The sequence below is a fragment of the Citrobacter sp. wls615 genome (assembly GCF_005281355.1).
GTDB classification, from domain to species: Bacteria; Pseudomonadota; Gammaproteobacteria; order Enterobacterales; family Enterobacteriaceae; genus Citrobacter; species Citrobacter werkmanii.
Map to the genome: position 1 here is coordinate 1 of NZ_SZXM01000028.1, position 18,366 is coordinate 18,366.

Annotated in this window: 21 protein-coding genes; 14 read left to right on the forward strand and 7 right to left on the reverse strand. The window is 49.9% G+C overall.

Annotation, left to right across the window (positions count from 1 at the left end; translation table 11 throughout):
• Nucleotides 1–24: 24 nt before the first annotated feature.
• Complete coding sequence (locus tag FDX04_RS11620) at nucleotides 25–339, reverse strand: hypothetical protein (RefSeq protein WP_137370943.1); 315 nt, start codon at nucleotides 337–339, stop codon at nucleotides 25–27.
• Nucleotides 340–666: 327 nt separating this feature from the next.
• Between FDX04_RS11620 and FDX04_RS11630 the strand changes: the two genes are divergently transcribed.
• The 5 genes from FDX04_RS11630 to FDX04_RS11650 all read left to right on the forward strand — a co-directional run bounded on the left by FDX04_RS11630 (nucleotide 667) and on the right by FDX04_RS11650 (nucleotide 3,972).
• Complete coding sequence (locus tag FDX04_RS11630) at nucleotides 667–1,137, forward strand: SRPBCC family protein (protein WP_137370944.1); 471 nt, start codon at nucleotides 667–669, stop codon at nucleotides 1,135–1,137.
• 206 nt (nucleotides 1,138–1,343) lie between these two features.
• Nucleotides 1,344–2,486 carry a transglutaminase-like domain-containing protein gene (locus FDX04_RS11635; protein WP_137370945.1) on the forward strand — a complete coding sequence of 381 codons (1,143 nt, stop codon included), beginning with the start codon at nucleotides 1,344–1,346 and terminating at the stop codon, nucleotides 2,484–2,486.
• Complete coding sequence (locus FDX04_RS11640; protein ID WP_137370946.1) at nucleotides 2,464–2,820, forward strand: mercuric transporter MerT family protein; 357 nt, start codon at nucleotides 2,464–2,466, stop codon at nucleotides 2,818–2,820. Before FDX04_RS11635 ends, FDX04_RS11640 begins: the two co-directional genes overlap by 23 nt.
• Entirely contained in the window at nucleotides 2,817–3,098 is a 282-nt protein-coding gene (locus tag FDX04_RS11645; RefSeq protein WP_042307732.1) for a heavy-metal-associated domain-containing protein, read from the forward strand. Before FDX04_RS11640 ends, FDX04_RS11645 begins: the two co-directional genes overlap by 4 nt.
• A gap of 208 nt (nucleotides 3,099–3,306) precedes the next feature.
• The gene (locus FDX04_RS11650; RefSeq protein ID WP_042307734.1) at nucleotides 3,307–3,972 is read left to right on the forward strand and encodes a YecA family protein; all 666 of its coding nucleotides are present in this window, start codon (nucleotides 3,307–3,309) and stop codon (nucleotides 3,970–3,972) included.
• A 27-nt stretch (nucleotides 3,973–3,999) separates the two neighbouring features.
• On the opposite strand, the gene tyrP is transcribed toward FDX04_RS11650, so the two are convergent.
• The gene (gene tyrP / locus FDX04_RS11655) at nucleotides 4,000–5,211 is read right to left on the reverse strand and encodes a tyrosine transporter TyrP (RefSeq protein WP_042307736.1); all 1,212 of its coding nucleotides are present in this window, start codon (nucleotides 5,209–5,211) and stop codon (nucleotides 4,000–4,002) included.
• 226 nt (nucleotides 5,212–5,437) lie between these two features.
• Here tyrP and FDX04_RS11660 point away from each other — a divergent pair, with 226 nt between their 5' ends.
• A complete protein-coding gene (locus FDX04_RS11660) occupies nucleotides 5,438–5,677 on the forward strand; it encodes a YecH family metal-binding protein (protein WP_042307738.1) in 240 nt (79 codons plus the stop codon).
• Nucleotides 5,678–5,722: 45 nt separating this feature from the next.
• Here FDX04_RS11660 and ftnA read toward each other — a convergent pair whose 3' ends face one another.
• Complete coding sequence (gene ftnA / locus FDX04_RS11665; RefSeq protein WP_042307740.1) at nucleotides 5,723–6,220, reverse strand: non-heme ferritin; 498 nt, start codon at nucleotides 6,218–6,220, stop codon at nucleotides 5,723–5,725.
• Nucleotides 6,221–6,411: 191 nt separating this feature from the next.
• On the reverse strand, nucleotides 6,412–6,747 hold the full coding sequence (gene yecR / locus FDX04_RS11670) for a YecR family lipoprotein (RefSeq protein ID WP_042307742.1): 336 nt from the start codon (nucleotides 6,745–6,747) through the stop codon (nucleotides 6,412–6,414).
• Between the two features lie 267 nt (nucleotides 6,748–7,014).
• Here yecR and FDX04_RS11675 point away from each other — a divergent pair, with 267 nt between their 5' ends.
• Nucleotides 7,015–7,653 carry an RpiB/LacA/LacB family sugar-phosphate isomerase gene (locus FDX04_RS11675; RefSeq protein WP_061381085.1) on the forward strand — a complete coding sequence of 213 codons (639 nt, stop codon included), beginning with the start codon at nucleotides 7,015–7,017 and terminating at the stop codon, nucleotides 7,651–7,653.
• 33 nt (nucleotides 7,654–7,686) lie between these two features.
• Here FDX04_RS11675 and FDX04_RS11680 read toward each other — a convergent pair whose 3' ends face one another.
• Nucleotides 7,687–9,108 carry an MFS transporter gene (locus FDX04_RS11680; protein WP_137370947.1) on the reverse strand — a complete coding sequence of 474 codons (1,422 nt, stop codon included), beginning with the start codon at nucleotides 9,106–9,108 and terminating at the stop codon, nucleotides 7,687–7,689.
• Between the two features lie 127 nt (nucleotides 9,109–9,235).
• Between FDX04_RS11680 and FDX04_RS11685 the strand changes: the two genes are divergently transcribed.
• A complete protein-coding gene (locus FDX04_RS11685) occupies nucleotides 9,236–9,487 on the forward strand; it encodes a DUF2766 family protein (RefSeq protein WP_005127709.1) in 252 nt (83 codons plus the stop codon).
• Between the two features lie 137 nt (nucleotides 9,488–9,624).
• On the opposite strand, the gene FDX04_RS11690 is transcribed toward FDX04_RS11685, so the two are convergent.
• Nucleotides 9,625–10,128 (reverse strand): non-heme ferritin-like protein, encoded by a 504-nt coding sequence (locus FDX04_RS11690; protein ID WP_038641501.1) that lies wholly within the window; start codon nucleotides 10,126–10,128, stop codon nucleotides 9,625–9,627.
• A 556-nt stretch (nucleotides 10,129–10,684) separates the two neighbouring features.
• Between FDX04_RS11690 and FDX04_RS11695 the strand changes: the two genes are divergently transcribed.
• From FDX04_RS11695 to otsA, 6 genes are all read left to right on the forward strand, one after another.
• Nucleotides 10,685–11,242, forward strand: a complete 558-nt coding sequence (locus FDX04_RS11695; protein WP_137370948.1) for a DJ-1/PfpI family protein — start codon at nucleotides 10,685–10,687, stop codon at nucleotides 11,240–11,242.
• Nucleotides 11,243–11,560: 318 nt separating this feature from the next.
• Nucleotides 11,561–12,550, forward strand: coding sequence for an arabinose ABC transporter substrate-binding protein (locus FDX04_RS11700; protein ID WP_042307751.1), 990 nt, complete (start codon nucleotides 11,561–11,563; stop codon nucleotides 12,548–12,550).
• 115 nt (nucleotides 12,551–12,665) lie between these two features.
• The gene (araG, locus tag FDX04_RS11705; protein WP_038641495.1) at nucleotides 12,666–14,180 is read left to right on the forward strand and encodes an arabinose ABC transporter ATP-binding protein AraG; all 1,515 of its coding nucleotides are present in this window, start codon (nucleotides 12,666–12,668) and stop codon (nucleotides 14,178–14,180) included.
• 14 nt (nucleotides 14,181–14,194) lie between these two features.
• The gene (gene araH / locus FDX04_RS11710; RefSeq protein ID WP_137370949.1) at nucleotides 14,195–15,181 is read left to right on the forward strand and encodes an L-arabinose ABC transporter permease AraH; all 987 of its coding nucleotides are present in this window, start codon (nucleotides 14,195–14,197) and stop codon (nucleotides 15,179–15,181) included.
• Nucleotides 15,182–15,356: 175 nt separating this feature from the next.
• Nucleotides 15,357–16,160, forward strand: a complete 804-nt coding sequence (otsB, locus tag FDX04_RS11715) for a trehalose-phosphatase (RefSeq protein WP_137348885.1) — start codon at nucleotides 15,357–15,359, stop codon at nucleotides 16,158–16,160.
• Nucleotides 16,135–17,556, forward strand: coding sequence for an alpha,alpha-trehalose-phosphate synthase (gene otsA / locus FDX04_RS11720; protein ID WP_042307759.1), 1,422 nt, complete (start codon nucleotides 16,135–16,137; stop codon nucleotides 17,554–17,556). The genes otsB and otsA overlap by 26 nt, the downstream gene beginning before the upstream one ends.
• Before the next feature lie 16 nt (nucleotides 17,557–17,572).
• On the opposite strand, the gene uspC is transcribed toward otsA, so the two are convergent.
• Nucleotides 17,573–18,001 carry a universal stress protein UspC gene (gene uspC, locus FDX04_RS11725; RefSeq protein ID WP_042307761.1) on the reverse strand — a complete coding sequence of 143 codons (429 nt, stop codon included), beginning with the start codon at nucleotides 17,999–18,001 and terminating at the stop codon, nucleotides 17,573–17,575.
• Nucleotides 18,002–18,366: the final 365 nt, after the last annotated feature.

Below are 18,366 nucleotides of genomic sequence, written 5' to 3' on the forward strand. Positions count from 1 at the left end.
TCAAAACATCTTAAGTGAACGGTGTTACCCTCGTGCAGGGTTGTTGATAAAACCATTACGGGCAGGATTATCGTTGTGGTCCTGGAAACCATTGATCATGATGGGATCGCCAAAGTCATCCTGAATCGCTAAATGTCTGTGGATTCGGTTTCGTGCCCGCAACGTGAATGCGGAATCATCCGTCCCGCCAATGATGATGATGCCATTACCGGCACGGAGTGCTGCGCTCAACTCTTGCTCTCTTGCGGCCTGGTTTTGTAACGCGTTGGCAGTGGCAGATGATGACGCCAGTAGCAGTAATATGAGAACGGAGCATGAAAATACCGATGGCAGTTTCATGATTAATACCTGTTAAGAGTACGGCTATTAAAGTATAGCTTTTTGTTGCCATCCCAACTGAAAAGAAAACCAACAATTTAAGCCAGCTGTCCATACTAAGTCTGAGGGGTTGGGAGACGACGCGCGTGTCTGTGGTTGGGCCGGGAATAATGGCGGTTGATGGTGTTCCCTGCTATGACGTCTGACTGGATAATTATCACGGACTCCCTGCCAAAGTGATCGGCTATGCTCCAGATGGGCAGCGATTAGAAATCGATCTTCTGGAAGCGATGGTTATCAATATCCGTTTTCCCGCTAATTTCTTCACGCCTTGAGGGAGCCTGTACTATGGCTGAGTATCATTTTTCCACGGTCTGGCGGGTTGAGGCTTCAATCCAGGAGGTATGGGATATTTTTTCTCATCCCGATCAGTGGCCGGAATGGTGGGTAAGTCTGGAACGCATCGTTGAGATCAAGAAGGGGGATCTACAGGGCATTGGCGCGCTGCATCGTTATACCTGGAAAGGCGTTCTACCTTATCGCTTAACCTTTGATATCAATGTATTGAATATATTGCCTTGCACTTTGCTTGAAGGACAAGCCAGCGGGGCGGTAGAAGGGCGAGGCGTGTGGTCTTTTATTGCGAGTGGCAAAGAGACTATTGTCAAATATGACTGGAATGTCCGTACCACGATCCGTTGGATGAATTATCTTGCCCCGCTGGCAGCACCTGTATTTCGTTGGAATCACGATATGGTCATGCGCGAGGGGGCCAGAGGGCTAGCCCGTAAGCTGGCAACCAATGTGCATATATTTTGAAGGCGCTCTCACTGCTGTACTTTTTTGCCTGTAAATGGCTTAATAGCGGTCTTGTAGTTTCTCATTTCATTCACAGTTAACAGGTCTGTTATTGATGAATAACCTCCATCTGCTCGCCTTTTTAAGCCAGCGTCTGTCTGCTGTGATGATCGCATACGGTTTCCCAATGGGCCGTAGCTCAACTCTTACAACATGGACAGACAGCAATGCAACGTCGCCAATTTCTCAAAAATAGCGTTCTCCTTTCCGCCGCCGGTTTAGTCGGCCCTACGATTGTTAACCAGACGGTACATGCCGCAGAGCCAACAGTCGCGTCTGTCGCGCGTCGACGCTTTGTCTTATCACAAACGTATAAACTCAATCCTCCTAAGGGATCGCGCGGGGTGGTGAAACTCTGGATCCCGCTACCTGTAGGTACTGTGTTTCAACAAATGACAGCCCTTGCCTTTAGCGGGAACTATCAGCAGGCGTATGTCACCACCAACAATGCCTATGGCGCGAAGACGCTGTTTGCCACCTGGTCAGATTCGCAGGGTGAATTGTTGATTAACGTTGATATCGATATTGAAACCGCCGACTGGGAGCCGTTGCAGCAGGATGCGCTAAAAACCTGGCAAGCACCGGAGCAGATTATTTATCCGCTGGATGTAAAACCCTACTTGTTGCCGACGGCACATACTCCAGTAGATGGGCTGGTTCTGGAAACTGCGCGCAAAATTACCGGTAATGAGCAAGATCCGCTGAAAAAAGCGCGTCTCATTTACGAGTGGGTGAGCAGCCATATGGAACGGGATAATGACGTTATTGGCTGTGGTACCGGTGATGTGGCAGAGATCTTAAAAAGTGGCAAGCTCAAGGGAAAATGTACCGATATGAGCTCCGTTTTTGTTGCTTTGGCACGCGCCAGCGGTATTCCCGCACGCGAATTGTTTGGCATCCGTCTGGGCAAAGCCAATAAGCTCGAACGTTACTCGAAAAGCGCCTTTGGCAAAGCCGACAGCGCAGGCGTTGCCGATGTCAGCGGTGGACAACACTGTCGCGCCGAATTCTATCTCGCAGGTTACGGTTGGTTACCGTGCGATCCCGCTGACGTGACCAAAATGCGTCTGGCTGAGAAAAAATCGCACCAGGATGCCGATGTCCAGGCCGTCAACGCCTACCTGTTTGGTAACTGGGAAATGAACTGGGTAGGATTCAACTACGGACGTGATTTCGAGCTGTATCCGGCGACAGAGCAGGGAGCTATGAACAACTTTGGTTATCCTTACGCCGAAGTCGATGGCGACCCGATCAATTTCTACGATCCTAAAGCGTTCTCCTACCGCTATGTCGCCACAGAACAACGCTAAAGGCGCGGGACTGACCCTGCTGACGGCCGCTGCGGCTGCCGTCACTGCCGGCTTATGCTGCGTTGGGCCGCTGTTATATCTGCTGTTTGGTATCTCTGCGGCGAGCTTTGCTGTTTTAACCCGGTTTGAGTTTTTACGAATGCCTTTGATGCTGCTGTCATTGGGATTACTACTGCGTGTTTTCTGGCGACTCTATTTCTCCAGGCGGTTGTGGTGTTCTGGCTGGCTAACCCTGAAACAGGCGCGCGTTCTCTACTGGTGTGCGCTGGCGTTTATTTTACCGGTGTTATTTTACCCAACGCTGGTTGCCTGGTTTTATGAGGTGTTTGAATGAAGGTTTTCATGTTAGTGGCAGGCTTATTGTTGCCGTTATGGGTTCAGGCGGCCAATCAAAAAGTGGTGCTGGATATCCAAAATATGACCTGCTCATTATGCGTAATTTCTGTCAATCAGGCGTTACGCGAAACTGATGGCGTCATTAAAGCGAAATCCTCCCTCAAGACGAGGCAGGCAGAAGCGATCGTACCTGAAGGTTTTCCTACCGATACGTTACTTAAAGCGGTAGCAAAAACCGGGTATAGCGCGACGCTTAACCGTATTGAGCAACAATAACCGCCTACGGGTGGTTTTGTTCTGTTTTCCCGGTATGATGCCCGGCGGCCTGGTGTTCTCTTTTGTGCGTTAACTACCGGAATTCCCCTCGTATCCTGTTAACCTGAACTGGCGGTAGCTGTAAACCGCCCACGCCCATTTGTATCTGTTATCCCTCCAGCCATGTAGGATGATCACAGGCAAGAATTTTTGACTAAGGAAAAGCGTTATGAAAACGGGACCATTAAACGAGAGCGAACTGGAATGGCTGGATGATGTACTGACTAAGTACAATACGGACAAAGCTATTCTGGATGTGTCAGAACTGGATGGTTTGCTGACGGCGGTGCTCAGTTCACCGTATGAAATTGAACCGGAGCAGTGGCTGGTTGCAATTTGGGGCGGCGCGCAATATGTGCCGCGCTGGTCCTCCGAAAAAGAAATGACGCGCTTCATGAATCTGGCGTTTCAGCACATGGCGGATACGGCCGATCGTCTGGATGAATATCCTGAGCAGTTTGAGCCGCTGTTTGGTCTGCGTGAAATTGACGAGCATGAACTGACCATCGTTGAAGAGTGGTGCTTTGGTTATATGCGCGGCGTCGCGTTGTCGGACTGGTCCGCATTACCGGATACCTTAAAACCGGCGCTCGAGGCTATTGCGCTGCACGGTACGGAAGAAAACTTTGCTGTGGTTGAGAAACTGACGCCAGAAGAGTTTGAGGAAAGCGTGGACGCTATCCGTCTGGCAGCATTGGATCTGCATGCCTGGTGGATGGCGCATCCGCAGGAAACGCCGGTCAAGGTGCCGGTAAAAGTGGATGCCAAGGTCGGACGTAACGATCCGTGCCCGTGCGGCAGTGGGAAAAAATACAAGCAGTGCTGTCTGCATTAACAGAAAGGGGCGTAAAGCCCCTTTTGTTTAACCCACTTCGGGGAGTAACCCTGCTGCAATGGAAAACTGTACCGCTATCACCACAATTCCGCACATAAACACCAGCGCCAGCGCCGGTGCGCCCCCCGCCACGCGGTAGTTAGCCTGCGGGTTATGTTTTCGGCTTTGCCACGCCAGCATAGCGGGGATCAGCAACGCCAGTACCGCGAGGGCAACGCCTGCATATCCCAGCGCCATCACGAAGCCACGTGGATAGAACAGCGCAAATGCCAGCGGCGGCAGGAAAGTCACCACGCCGGTTTGCATCCTTCCTGCTACGGTATTTCGGCGCTGGAAAAGGTCTGCCAGATAGTCAAACAATCCCAGCGCGACGCCGAGGAAAGAGGTTGCCAGCGCAAGATCGGCAAACAAATGCACCGCCAGTTCAACGTGCGGTGACGCCACGACTTCACGTAATGCCTGTAACAATCCGTTTAAACCAGCATGGTTGGCTAACAGTCCCATGAACGTAGACGAGTTAATGCTGCCAAGTGTAGCCAGTTGCCAGAAAATATAGGCGATTAGAGGAATGGCGCTACCGGTGATAAATACCCAGCGCAGTTTACGGATGTTACCGTTCATATAGCTGACGATACTCGGAACGCTGCCGTGAAAACCGAACGACGTGAAGATAACCGGGATCGCGGACAGCGCCAGCCCTTGCTGAAGCGGCAGCGTAAGCAGATTCACTTTATGGATATGCGGCATTAACAGGGCCAGCATCGCCACCAGGAAAATTATCTTGGCACTAAACAACAGACGGTTGAACAGATCGACCAGCGACGTCCCAACGCAAACCACACCACCGGCAACAAAGGTGAACAGCAGCACACCTGTGGTTGGAGAGATAGCTGTCCCGGTCCAGTCGCTTATGCTGGAGGCCAGCAGTTCTCCTGCGCCACTGATATACGCCGCTGTCAGCGCGTACATCAAAAACATCATGCTAAAGCCCGTTACCCATTGTCCATAACGACCAAGATAACGTTTCGCCAGGGTACCCAGCCCGGTGTCAGCCGGTACGTGTTGATACACTTCAAGCAGCAACAGCGCGGTGTAGCACATCAACGCCCAAAGACTGACTAATAATACCAGCGTGACGCTAAACCCCACGCCTGCCGCAGCCAGCGGCATTGCCAACATTCCGGCACCAATCGTGGTTCCCGCCACGATAAAAATACTACCCAGGGTTCTGTTTTTCACGCTTTCCTCTGTCCCGGAGATAATCAACGGTTATATCTGCGGCGCAGGTTAAGGCAAAACGTTATTTTCGTCAAATCACCGTTACAACACGTGTACATTAAACTTTACGATTATTTGATATTTTAAGATGCATACGAAATAACATTTATCTGCTGGTAAACCTGTGTTAGCGCAAAGCAGCGCCCTGCGGTTCACATTAGGCTATGCCCTTTATTGAGGAGGTAGTATGGAATCTATTCACGGTCATGAAGTGCTCAATATGATGATTGAATCTGGCGAGCAGTATTCAAATGGCAGTCTTGAAGCGGCAATTACGGCACGTTTTGGCGAGCACGCACGTTTTCACACCTGTTCTGCGCAAGGTATGACGGCGGCCGAGCTGGTGGCATTTTTAGCGGCGAAGGGGAAGTTTATTGCAAAAGAAGACGGCTTCTCTACGCACGAAAGCAAGATCTGCCGCCATTAAGATTATCGAATAACGGTGGCAACTCACCACCGTTATCTAACAGAATTAATTCTGTGTATCGAGCGTAGCCAGCTCTTTGTCGATGAAATAAAGACCTTCACCGCTTTTTCCTGCCAGTGATAGCTTATCAATAACAGATTTAAATAATTTCTCTTCTTCATGCTGCTCAGCAACATACCACTGCAGGAAATTAAACGTCGGATAATCCTGGTGGGTCATTGCCGCATGTGCCAGCTCATTAATTTTCTGCGTGATCAGCTGTTCATGTTCGTAAGTCACACGGAACAGTTCGTCCAGAGAAGCATATTCAGCGAAAGGGGAAGAGACGGCATTAATACGCGGTAAGCTACCGGTGTCAGTCAGGTAGTCGAACAGACGCTGCATATGCGTCATCTCTTCCTGGGCGTGACGGCGCAGAAACGCGGCAGCACCTTCAAAGCTGTGATAGCTGCACCACGCGCTCATCTGTTGGTAGAGCAGAGATGAGTATAATTCAAGATTCATTTGCTCATTCAGTTGGTCAATCATTTCTGTTTTCAGCATGGTTCTGCTCCACAAACGTCATTAAATATTACGTGGCGCCACTATAATTTGTTATTTAATTATTTGCAAAAGGTAAAATAATAAATTTATTTATTAAAAATACGAATGGGAATAAAACGCATTAACGCTATTAAGCGGAGGATATAAATAACGAAGTAACTAATGACCAGCAAAAAATGCTGGTCGAAATATTAATAATTGAATGAGGGCGCTTGAGATACCGCGACGCCGTGACACTGCCAGGCGAGCGTAATTTTGGTATTCAAACACAAAGAACCGGCATATACGCTACAGGTTGACACCGGTTGACCAAATGCTGCGGCGCTGGCGTAGCCCATACGCTGGCACTCTTTGGTGGCTGTTCCCTGGGTTACGTAGTCATCGGTTCGTGCCGTTTGCAACATGGCCTGGTTGTAGGTCAGTCGAACCACACCGGTGATAGCGCTGGCTTCGCTGACCTGCGCCTGTTTGGTAATAGTGCATCCTGTCAGCACGAGCGGCAAAAGGGCAAGGATAAAGGTCTTCATGTGATCGCTCTGAAAGTTCGGAGATAGGCTATCATGGCATACGTGTTGACGTATCAATGGCTTGAATAGCCTGAAAATCACCTGCGATTAATCGCAACGACGTCTGGTTCTTGAGGCTATTCTGGGCTGCTGAGGGAAAAATGTGAGCACTACATTAATTTATAAAACAAAAGTTCATTAAATTTGAAAGTGAGTTTGCAAAATAGTAATGTGGCCTGAATGTTATGACTTTCAGCAGTCCCCGCTACGCATTCAGGAGATGACAGAATGAAAATTGCATTGATGATGGAAAACAGTCAGGCAAGCAAAAACGCCATCATTCATAACGAGCTTAAAGCCGTTGCGGATGAGAAAGGTTTTCCCGTTTTTAACGTCGGTATGAGCGATGAAAATGACCATCATCTGACCTACATTCATTTAGGGATTATGGCCAGCATTCTGCTTAATTCCAAAGCCGTGGATTTTGTGGTCACGGGCTGCGGTACGGGTCAGGGCGCAATGATGTCACTGAATATCCATCCGGGAGTGGTATGTGGGTACTGCCTTGATCCGGCGGACGCATTCTTGTTTTCTCAGATAAACAACGGTAACGCACTTTCACTGGCCTTCGCCAAGGGTTTTGGCTGGGGCGCCGAGCTGAATGTGCGCTATATGTTTGAAAAAGCGTTTACTGGACGTACCGGGGAAGGTTACCCTCCGGAACGTAAAGAACCGCAGGTGCGTAACGCCGGTATTCTGAATCAGGTGAAAGCGGCAGTGGTAAAAGAGAATTATCTGGATACATTGCGCGCTATCGATCCTGAACTGGTGAAAACCGCCGTGTCGGGTCCACGCTTCCAGCAATGCTTCTTCGATAACTGCCAGGACAAGTCTATCGAAGCGTTCGTGCGCGAGATTATTGGCTAAATCCTGCTGGCCCGGCGGTGTTCACCTGCCGGGCTATCTGTTCTTATCAGAGACTGCGCTTCCCGCATCACGGGTAAGCCGCAGCGTATCGACCATACCTATCAGACAAATTATGGCGATAACCACAAAGGCCAGACGGAAGCTGATCCCCGGAATATTGCCCAGTGCCAGCCATTCACTGACTTCATCGCCGATACGGATCCCAATAGCGGCTAATGAAATCCCCAATCCCACAGCTAACTGTGTTGCCGTACTGAACAGCGTATTGGCGTAGCTCATTTGCGGCGCGGGGACGTCCGCAAAGGCAAGCGTACTGACGCCGGTAAACTGGATTGAACGGAATACGCCGCCCAGATACAGTACCAGCAAAATAACCCACACGGGAGTTTGCGGCGTTATCAATGCGCAGGCCAGCAGCGCCAGGACGTTGAGTGCCCCGTTGATCAGCAGCAATTTTTTAAAGCCCAGCCAGCGTATTAACGGTGTGGTGGCAGGTTTTATCGTCAGATTGCCCACAAACACCGCCAGGACCAGCGAACCTGCGTGAAAAGCGTTCATGCCAAAGCCTACCTGAAACATTAACGGCAGCAGAAATGGTACGGCGCTGATAGAAGCGCGAAACAGCGACCCGCCGTACATCGTGACGCGAAAAGTCGGGACACTCATCGCATCGAGACGAATCATTGGCCAGGCGGCGCGACGAAAATGGCGTAGAGCAAACAGGAAGGTTGCTATTCCCAGCATGAGAAGTCCGGCAGTTAGCCAACCCTGCGGCTGCTGGGTTCCCAGTAATTCCATGGCATACACCAGGCTCACCATGGCAACAGAGGTTGCGACAAAACCCGCTATATCAAACGGACGGCGCTCGTCGTCATGAATATCCGGAATAAAACGTAGCGCCAGCGCTATCGCCAGTATTCCCAGTGGGACGTTAATGAAAAAGATCCAGCGCCAGTTGGCATAGCTGGTGATGAATCCCCCAAACGGCGGACCGATGATGGGCGCGACTAACGCGGGCCAGGTCAGGGTCGCAATAGCGGTGATTAACTGATGTTTAGGCGTGGTGCGTAGTACCGCGAGGCGGCCAACTGGAACCATTAGCGCGCCGCCCACGCCCTGTAAGATTCGCATGGCGACAAAGCTTTCAAGACTGGTGGACAAACCACATAAGACCGAGGCGAGGGTAAATATCGCCAGTGCGAGGGTAAATACTTTTCTGGCACCGAAGCGGTCCGCAATCCAGCCGCTGGCGGGGATAAGTACGGCGAGGGTGATCAGGTAGGCGCTGATACCAATGTTGAGGTCAACCGCCTGTACGCCAAAGCTTTTGGCCATGTCGGGTAGGGCGGTGGCGATCACCGTGCCGTCAATAAACTCCATAAAGAAAGCGCCGGCAACAAGTAATGCCGCTGGGGAGAGACCGCGTTTATTCTCAACCGCTAAATGTTCACTCATTTGTGCTTGCCATCTCAAAAGAAACTGACTGGAACTATTTTTATTTCAGCGTATCCGCTATGCGTACACCGCTATCGTTTCGATCGCTGAATGGGTACTATGACGACCTTTCTATAAGGAGCTCATTATGTCCCAAACACTGAATGCCGATCAGGAACTGCTCTCGGACGTTGTTGCCTGTCAGTTAGTTATCAAACAAATTCTGGATGTTATTGATGTTATCGCCCCGGTAGAAGTTCGGGAGAAAATGTCCAGCCAGCTGAAAAGCATCGACTTTTCAAGTCACCCTGCAGGTGCCGATCCGGTTACTATGCGCGCAATACAAAAAGCAGTTGCCTTGATCGAGTTGAAATTCACGCCGCAGAATGAGTCTCACTAAAATAAACCGTTGTTTCAGGTTTTAGAAAGGCTTTTTTGCGCCTTTGAGAATGAGAGGCGCGAGCGTAGAGATCATTGAGCGCTAGCCGGATAAGATGCGTGGCATGACTATCCGGCGAGCGTTATGAAAATTGAAGATTAGTGATGTTGGTAGTTTACGACGTTCAGCAGATGTTTATCGGTTTGCGCCATGCACAGTCCCGCGCGTTTCGCGCTGCGAACTTCATCAAGAATGGTTTGTAACAGCACGCCATCCTGCTGTTGCTCTTTTTCCAGATCGTGGAGAAAATCAACGGTTGGCTCATCGTTCAATGCTTCTGCTTCATTGGTTAAGCGTGATAGCTTACTCGAACGCTGTTGGTACTCATCCAGTGTTTTCTGAAACAGTTCTTCCAGGGAAGTCAGTTCATCACCCGGAACATCGATGGCCTTGACGATGGGGTTAGCCCCGGCGCTTTTCATAAAATTAAACATACGCATCATTTGAGTTACGTTACCCTGCGCCTGCGTGCGTAGAAACGTTGCGGTGCCTGTCAGGCTATGTTCGTAGCACCATTCGCTAAGGTGCAGGTAAAGATTCGATGCGTAGAACTCAAGATTCATTTGTGTGTTGAGTTTATGAACAATTCCAACAGCAGCCATATCAATATCCTTATTTCCAGAAAGGAGAGTGTACGTTACTAACGTCAGTGCAACGGGCTGCCGCCGCACTTCACATCTACGTACAATTAAAACAGTTAGCAGAATAAATCCGTTCCGCCGGTCCTTTAGTGATCACGAATTATATTCGCTTCCGATCGAGAATCAGCATAGCGCGTGACCAGGAATAAGAAAATCCTTAAATCTGCGTATTTATGTTTTTTTACATATTGTTATAGCAATATTCTTAATGCAGGTATTTCTTAATATAGGATTGGTGAATGTAATTCTTTGATATCTATGGGGTTAAATATTAATCTCATTTATGAAATGATGTTTCATATCACAAAATAAAATTTAGCGTTCGGTTATCGTCTTGTCTTTGGTGATTTTCGAACCACTCTGGTTGTAGAAACTTCACGGCTGGCGAGGTAATTGAAAGTTACCAGATGGCTAATTTTTTGCGCCAGATCATTTTTGCCGAAATTAATAACTTTAATGGCCTGTACGATTCAGCATTGATTGTTTGGCTCTATGTGGATAAAGCGAGGTATTAAAAATGAAAAAGGTTGCGGTGCTGCTGGCGCCCGGTTTTGAAGAGGCGGAAGCGATAGTTACTATTGATATTCTGCGTCGCCTGAATATCGAAGTCGAAACACTGGCCTGCGCTGAGTCACGTGCGGTGGTGAGCTATCATGACGTGCCGATGGTGACCGATAGCACGTTGGCCGCGCGTCAGGCGCATCTCTACGATGCCGTCGTGTTGCCTGGCGGGCCGCAGGGCAGCGTTAATCTTGCCGCCAGTGAGGCAGTCATCCAGTTTGTCATCCGCCATGATGAGGCGGGAAAATTTATTTGTCCGGTGTGCTCTGCGGCCGCGCGCGTGCTGGGTGGCAACGGTCTGCTAAAGGGACGTCGCTACGTGTGCTCGGGAGATTTGTGGCAAAACGTCACGGATGGGGAATATATCGATGCGCCCGTTGTCGAGGATGGCAATCTTATTAGCGGCAAAGGATTAGGGCATATTTTTGATTTTGCGTTTACGCTTTCGGCGCGTCTGTTGGGAGATGATATTCCGGTTCGCGATCACGCCGACCACATTTATTACCCATGGTAAACATTGTTCTCCCGAATGCTTGAGCATTCGGGGACAAGGATTTGCTGACTGATGTTATGGACTAATCTGCTATTTCTCTTTTTCTTCTTCGTCAAAATCGCGTTTTTTTATGTCATTTCTCGCTGAATTTATGTACGCAATTACTGTAATTCTGTGGTGTGATGCCGCTCTCTTATGGAGAATCAATTTCCCGCTAAAAATACTCCCAGCACTGGCATTGATCTTATCAATAAAAGGTAATGCCTTGTTTTACGTCCGAATTACAAAAAATCGTCTGATTTTACCCTACATAAAAGAACGTTAAAGCTGGAGTTGACCATGCACAAATTCACTAAAGCGCTGGCTGCCATCGGCCTGGCTGCCATTATGTCACAATCCGCTATCGCTGAGTCCATGAAGCTCGGTTTCCTTGTCAAACAACCGGAAGAACCGTGGTTCCAGACAGAATGGAAATTTGCCGATAAGGCCGGTAAAGACCTTGGTTTTGAGGTGATTAAAATCGCCGTCCCGGATGGTGAGAAAACCCTTAACGCGATTGACAGCCTGGCTGCCAGTGGCGCGAAAGGGTTTGTGATTTGTACGCCGGATCCCAAACTCGGGCCTGCCATTATGGCGAAGGCGCGCGGCTACGATATGAAAGTCATTGCCGTCGATGACCAGTTTGCCAACGCGAAAGGAAAACCGATGGACACCGTGCCGCTGGTCATGATGGCGGCAACAAAAATTGGTGAACGCCAGGGCCAGGAACTGTACAAGGAGATGCAAAAGCGCGGTTGGGATGTGAAATCTACCGCGGTAATGGCCATTACTGCGAACGAACTGGATACCGCGCGTCGCCGTACTTCGGGTTCAATGGAAGCGCTTAAAGCTGCAGGCTTCCCGGAAAAACAGATCTACCAGGTCCCAACCAAATCGAATGATATCCCCGGCGCATTCGACGCCGCCAACTCCATGCTTGTTCAGCATCCTGAAGTTAAACACTGGCTGATTGTTGGCATGAACGATAACACCGTACTGGGCGGCGTGCGTGCGACCGAAGGGCAAGGCTTTAAAGCGCCAAACGTGATTGGTATCGGTATTAACGGCGTTGATGCGGTGAGTGAACTGTCCAAAGGGGAAGCGACCGGGTTCTACGGTTCACTGCTGCCAAGCCCGGACGTTCACGGCTATAAATCAAGCCAAATGCTCTACAACTGGGTGACGAAAGGTGCAGAGCCACCGGCGTTTACTGAAGTGACGGATGTGGTGCTGATTACCCGCGATAACTTCAAAGAAGAACTGGCGAAGAAAGGTTTAGGCGGTAAGTAACATAAATGCCGGATGCGTCGCCAAAGCGTCTGATCCGGCCTACGAATTACGTACTCAGTAGGCCGGATAAGGCAAAGCCGCCATCCGGTATAAAGATCTGAATCACGGAGACGTTATGCAACAGTCTACCCCGTATCTCTCATTTCGCGGCATTGGCAAAACGTTCCCCGGCGTTAAAGCGCTTACGGATATCAGTTTCGATTGCTATGCCGGTCAGGTGCATGCGCTGATGGGCGAAAATGGCGCCGGAAAATCAACACTCTTAAAAATTCTCAGCGGTAACTATGCGCCAACGACGGGATCTCTGGCGATCCGCGGTCAAGAAGTTTCGTTTGCGGATACCACAGCCGCGTTGAACGCCGGTGTCGCCATTATTTACCAGGAACTGCATCTTGTCCCGGAAATGACCGTTGCCGAAAATATCTATTTAGGGCAACTGCCGCATAAAGGCGGCATTGTGAACCGCTCGCTGTTGAACTATGAAGCGGGGCTACAGCTTAAGCATCTGGGCATGGATATTGATCCCGATACGCCATTGAAATACCTCTCCATTGGTCAATGGCAGATGGTGGAGATTGCAAAAGCGTTGGCGCGTAACGCCAAAATTATCGCTTTTGATGAACCGACCAGTTCCCTGTCGGCACGCGAGATTGAGAATCTGTTTCGCGTTATCCGTGAGCTGCGCAACGAAGGGCGCATCATTCTGTATGTCTCGCACCGTATGGAAGAGATTTTTGCCCTTAGCGATGCCATTACCGTATTTAAAGATGGGCATTACGTTAAAACGTTTACGGACATGCAGCAGGTTGATCACGACGCGCTGGTGCAGGCGATGGTGGGGCGTGACCTGGGTGATATTTATGGCTGGAAATCCAGGCCTTATGGCGCAGAGCGTCTGCGTTTGCATGAGGTCAAAGCCCCCGGCGTGCGGACGCCGATCAGTTTATCAGTGCGTAGCGGTGAAATCGTCGGACTGTTTGGGTTGGTGGGCGCCGGACGTAGCGAATTAATGAAAGGATTGTTTGGCGGCACGCGTATCACCGCAGGCCAGGTGTTTATTGATGAACAGCCAATTGATATCCGCAAACCGAGCCACGCCATTGAAGCAGGGATGATGCTGTGTCCGGAGGATCGCAAAGCCGAAGGGATTATTCCGGTTCATTCGGTGCGTAACAACATCAATATTAGCGCGCGTCGTAAACATGTCTTGGGCGGATGCGTGATCAATAACGGCTGGGAAGAAACCAATGCCGATCACCATATTCGTTCGCTCAACATCAAAACACCGGGGGCGGAGCAACTGATCATGAACCTCTCTGGCGGTAATCAACAGAAGGCTATTCTTGGCCGGTGGTTATCGGAAGAGATGAAAGTGATTTTGCTGGATGAACCTACCCGCGGCATTGATGTGGGCGCCAAGCATGAAATTTATAACGTGATTTATGCCCTCGCGGCGCGCGGTGTGGCCGTGCTGTTTGCTTCCAGTGACCTGCCAGAAGTTCTCGGTGTCGCCGATCGTATCGTGGTGATGAGGGAAGGCGAGATTGCCGGTGAGTTACTTCATGAACAGGCGGATGAACGCCAGGCGTTGAGCCTTGCCATGCCTAAAGTCAGCCAGGCTGTGGCCTGAATAAGGAGAGTATGATGTCTTCCGTTACTACATCGGGTTCAGGTGCTGCGAAGTCGGCACTAAATCTTGGCCGCATTTGGGATCAATACGGGATGCTGGTGGTGTTCGCCGCGCTGTTCCTGGTGTGTGCCATCTTCGTGCCAAACTTTGCCACCTTTATCAACATGAAGGGGCTGGGGCTGGCGGTATCGATGTCGGGTATGGTCGCATGTGGGATGCTCTTTTGCCTGGCATCCGGCGACTTCGACCTGTCCGTTGCGTCCGTCATTGCCTGTGCAGGGGTCACCACTGCCGTAGTCATCAACATGACCGAAAGCTTGTGGATTGGCGTCGCTGCCGGGCTGTTGCTGGGGATTTTATGCGGTCTGGTGAATGGGTTTGTGATTGCACGGTTAAAAATCAACGCCCTGATCACCACTCTGGCGACGATGCAGATTGTCCGCGGTCTGGCCTACATTATCTCTGACGGTAAGGCGGTCGGGATTGAAGACGAGCGTTTCTTTACCCTTGGCTATGCTAACTGGTTTGGGCTGCCGGCACCTATCTGGATAACGATCGTGTGTTTCATCATATTTGGCTTACTGTTGAATAAAACCACGTTTGGTCGTAACACGCTGGCTATTGGTGGGAATGAGGAGGCTGCGCGCCTGGCCGGGGTTCCGGTTGTTCGCACCAAGATTATTATCTTTATTCTTTCCGGTCTGGTATCTGCAATTGCGGGAATTATCCTCGCATCGCGTATGACCAGCGGCCAGCCAATGACCTCAATTGGTTATGAGCTGATCGTGATTTCTGCATGTGTTTTAGGGGGCGTATCGCTGAAAGGTGGCATCGGAAAAATCTCATATGTGGTCGCTGGGGTGTTGATTCTGGGGACGGTTGAGAACGCGATGAACCTGCTGAACATCTCTCCATTTGCGCAGTACGTCGTACGTGGTCTCATCCTGCTGGCGGCGGTAATCTTCGACCGTTACAAGCAAAAAGCGAAGCGCACCATTTGATGATTTAAGCCCCAACTTTTCAGTCTAGCTTCTGCTAATCGCCAGCCGCTACCCGGCTGGCGATTGTTTTTCCAAATGGCGAGCATGGTCACACTGTCTATACTTATATCCGTCATACATCATCTATACGGCGCGATCCGCGCGGCGTACAAACCATGATGAGGAGGATAACCGGGTGACAGCATCACTGACATTACCCCCTGAACAATCTGCAAACTGTGCTTATTTTTTTGATCTCGATGGGACTCTGGCTGAGATCAAGCCCTATCCTGACCAGGTCGTTGTCCCTAAGACAATCCTGCAATTATTACATCAGTTGGCGACGCGTAACGCGGGTGCGCTGGCATTGATTTCAGGGCGCTCGATGGCTGAGCTTGACGGCCTCACCACTCCCTTTCGTTTTCCGCTCGCCGGAGTGCATGGGGCAGAACGCCGTGACATCAATGGTCAAACCCATATAGTACGCCTGGCCGCAGGTATTGAACGTGAAGCCGGCGCGTTGTTACAGACGGCGCTGTCGAAGCTGCCTGGCACGACGCTGGAAGCAAAAGGTATGGCTTTCGCGCTGCACTATCGTCAGGCGCCAGAGCATGAAGCGGCGCTGATAACGCTGGCTGAATGCATCACGCATACATGGCCGCAGCTTGCATTGCAGCATGGAAAATGTGTCGTTGAAATAAAACCTAAAGGCACGAATAAAGGCGACGCGATTGCTGCATTTATGCAGGAAGCGCCTTTTGCCGGACGGATCCCCGTATTTTTCGGTGATGATCTAACGGATGAAACAGGTTTCGAGGTAGTTAACCGCGCAGGCGGTATTTCAGTGAAGGTGGGGAGCGGGGCGACGCAGGCGACATGGCGTCTGGATGGCGTCAGGGATGTCTGGCGTTGGCTGGAGCAAATTAACTCTTCGCAGCAACAATCGAATACAACAAACAACAGAAGAGGTGACTATGGGTCGTTTAGTCGTAGTATCTAATCGTATCGCCTCGCCAGATGACAAAGGGAGCGCAGGTGGGCTCGCGGTCGGTGTGTTGGGCGCATTAAAAACTGCTGGTGGACTGTGGTTTGGCTGGAGTGGTGATACCGGTAATGAAGATAAACCGTTAAAAAAAGTCACTCGTGGCAATATTACCTGGGCCTCGTTTAATTTGAGCGAGCAGGATTACGAAGAGTATTACTGCCAGTTTTCGAATGCCGTTTTATGGCCTGCATTCCACTACCGGTTGGATTTAGTTCAGTTTCAGCGCCCGGCCTGGGAAGGGTATCAGCGGGTTAATGCTTTGCTGGTAGATAAGCTACTGCCGCTACTGAGCGAAGATGACATTATTTGGGTTCATGATTACCACCTGTTACCGTTTGCCTATGAGTTGCGTAAACGCGGAGTGAATAATCGCATCGGTTTTTTCCTGCATATCCCTTTCCCGACGCCGGAAATTTTTAACGCGCTACCTCCACATCAGGCCCTGCTTGAGCAGATGTGTGATTTTGATTTACTGGGTTTCCAGACCGAAAACGATCGCCAGGCTTTTCTGGATTGTCTGGCAGTCCAGACTCAGGTCACTACCCGGAGCGATAAGCACCACAAAGCATGGGATAAAGCGTTTCGCACAGAAGTGTATCCCATCGGCATTGAGCCGGAGGAAATCGCACGCCAGGCTTCTGGTCCTTTGCCGCCGAAAATGGCGCAGTTAAAGGATGAGCTTAAAAATGTGAAGAATATATTCTCTGTTGAGCGTTTGGATTACTCCAAGGGCTTGCCAGAGCGCTTCCAGGCCTATGAGGCACTGCTGGAGCATTACCCGCAGCACCATGGCAAAATTCGCTATACGCAGATAGCGCCAACCTCGCGCGGAGAAGTGCAGGCCTACCAGGACATTCGCCACCAACTGGAGACAGAGGCTGGGCGGATTAACGGTAAATATGGGCAGTTGGGCTGGACGCCGCTTTACTATCTGAACCAGTATTTTGACCGCAAATTGCTGATGAAAATATTCCGCTATTCGGACGTAGGGTTGGTAACGCCTTTGCGCGATGGTATGAACCTGGTGGCGAAAGAGTATGTGGCTGCACAGGATCCTGCCAACCCTGGCGTTCTGGTGTTATCGCAATTTGCCGGGGCAGCAAATGAGCTAACTTCTGCGCTTATCGTGAATCCTTATGATCGGGATGAAGTGGCTGGCGCTCTAAACCAGGCGCTGACAATGTCGCTTGCTGAACGTGTCTCTCGACATGCTGAAATGCTCGAGACTATTGTTAAAAACGATATCGACAACTGGCAGGCGAGATTTATATGCGATCTAAGAAAAGTTACGTCGCGCCAGAGCAAACGCCAGTTGTCAGACAATGTGACTCCCTGTTCGAAACTGGCGTGAAGACCTGAAGGCGGTATTAATCTCCAGCCAGAGGAACCAGCAGAACATCCACCAGGCTGGCACCGACCACGCTTTTTGCTGAGCACGAAGCGCGCGAAAAGAAGCTCTGGTTATGGTTGCCGTAAATGACCAGATCGACTGCGTGTTTACGGCAAACGTCGAGAATATGTTCATTCAGTGCCCCATAGGTAATAAAAGTATGTTCGATGGGGTACTGCGCTTCTTTGCTGAGTTTATCGATAAAATCCTGGGTCTCCTCTTGCATTAGTTCACGCAGATCTTCCAGCATGGGGGCGGCAAACTGGTTATACATTTCAGGGTCTGAGACCAATGTGATCAGGCTAATACGAGCGTTGACAGGGCGAGCGATAGAAACTGCCTTGGCTAACAACTGCTGGCTTTCAGGGGTGGCGGCAACCGCCACCAGAATGTGCGCATAGCTCATAACTCGCTCCTTTTTTTCAAGAATTATGAGAGAACTTTTCTGCTTTACTCAGCTTACTCCATACTGCAACGTTTCCTCTTCATATAGTGTGAATGCCATCATAATTATTCATTAATTATTCTTATAAATAGAATAATTGCTTCACATCGTTTGCAAATACGTTCAGCGAACTTAAGTAAAACTCGTCGCTAATGAAAACAATATGTTAATAAAAAACAAACAAATATTAACATTTGGCGAGTTATCACCACGCGGTATTAATTAATCGCCCTTAATATTTAAGTTATTGTTTATAAACAATTTAATTGAAAAGGTGTTTTGCATGAAATATGTGATCCAGCTCGCTATTTCATGGTGTGATATTA

Coding starts and splice junctions, on each gene's coding strand:
- FDX04_RS11700 (WP_042307751.1), top strand. CDS start 11,561: ATGCACAAATTCACTAAAGCGCTGGCTGCCATCGGCCTGGCTGCCATT.
- FDX04_RS11640 (WP_137370946.1), top strand. CDS start 2,464: ATGTCGCCACAGAACAACGCTAAAGGCGCGGGACTGACCCTGCTGACG.
- ftnA (WP_042307740.1), bottom strand. CDS start 6,220: ATGCTGAAAACAGAAATGATTGACCAACTGAATGAGCAAATGAATCTT.
- FDX04_RS11635 (WP_137370945.1), top strand. CDS start 1,344: ATGCAACGTCGCCAATTTCTCAAAAATAGCGTTCTCCTTTCCGCCGCC.
- FDX04_RS11675 (WP_061381085.1), top strand. CDS start 7,015: ATGAAAATTGCATTGATGATGGAAAACAGTCAGGCAAGCAAAAACGCC.
- FDX04_RS11690 (WP_038641501.1), bottom strand. CDS start 10,128: ATGGCTGCTGTTGGAATTGTTCATAAACTCAACACACAAATGAATCTT.
- FDX04_RS11695 (WP_137370948.1), top strand. CDS start 10,685: ATGAAAAAGGTTGCGGTGCTGCTGGCGCCCGGTTTTGAAGAGGCGGAA.
- FDX04_RS11685 (WP_005127709.1), top strand. CDS start 9,236: ATGTCCCAAACACTGAATGCCGATCAGGAACTGCTCTCGGACGTTGTT.
- uspC (WP_042307761.1), bottom strand. CDS start 18,001: ATGAGCTATGCGCACATTCTGGTGGCGGTTGCCGCCACCCCTGAAAGC.
- FDX04_RS11620 (WP_137370943.1), bottom strand. CDS start 339: ATGAAACTGCCATCGGTATTTTCATGCTCCGTTCTCATATTACTGCTA.
- FDX04_RS11630 (WP_137370944.1), top strand. CDS start 667: ATGGCTGAGTATCATTTTTCCACGGTCTGGCGGGTTGAGGCTTCAATC.
- FDX04_RS11650 (WP_042307734.1), top strand. CDS start 3,307: ATGAAAACGGGACCATTAAACGAGAGCGAACTGGAATGGCTGGATGAT.
- otsA (WP_042307759.1), top strand. CDS start 16,135: ATGGGTCGTTTAGTCGTAGTATCTAATCGTATCGCCTCGCCAGATGAC.
- araH (WP_137370949.1), top strand. CDS start 14,195: ATGTCTTCCGTTACTACATCGGGTTCAGGTGCTGCGAAGTCGGCACTA.
- FDX04_RS11660 (WP_042307738.1), top strand. CDS start 5,438: ATGGAATCTATTCACGGTCATGAAGTGCTCAATATGATGATTGAATCT.
- FDX04_RS11645 (WP_042307732.1), top strand. CDS start 2,817: ATGAAGGTTTTCATGTTAGTGGCAGGCTTATTGTTGCCGTTATGGGTT.
- FDX04_RS11680 (WP_137370947.1), bottom strand. CDS start 9,108: ATGAGTGAACATTTAGCGGTTGAGAATAAACGCGGTCTCTCCCCAGCG.
- araG (WP_038641495.1), top strand. CDS start 12,666: ATGCAACAGTCTACCCCGTATCTCTCATTTCGCGGCATTGGCAAAACG.
- yecR (WP_042307742.1), bottom strand. CDS start 6,747: ATGAAGACCTTTATCCTTGCCCTTTTGCCGCTCGTGCTGACAGGATGC.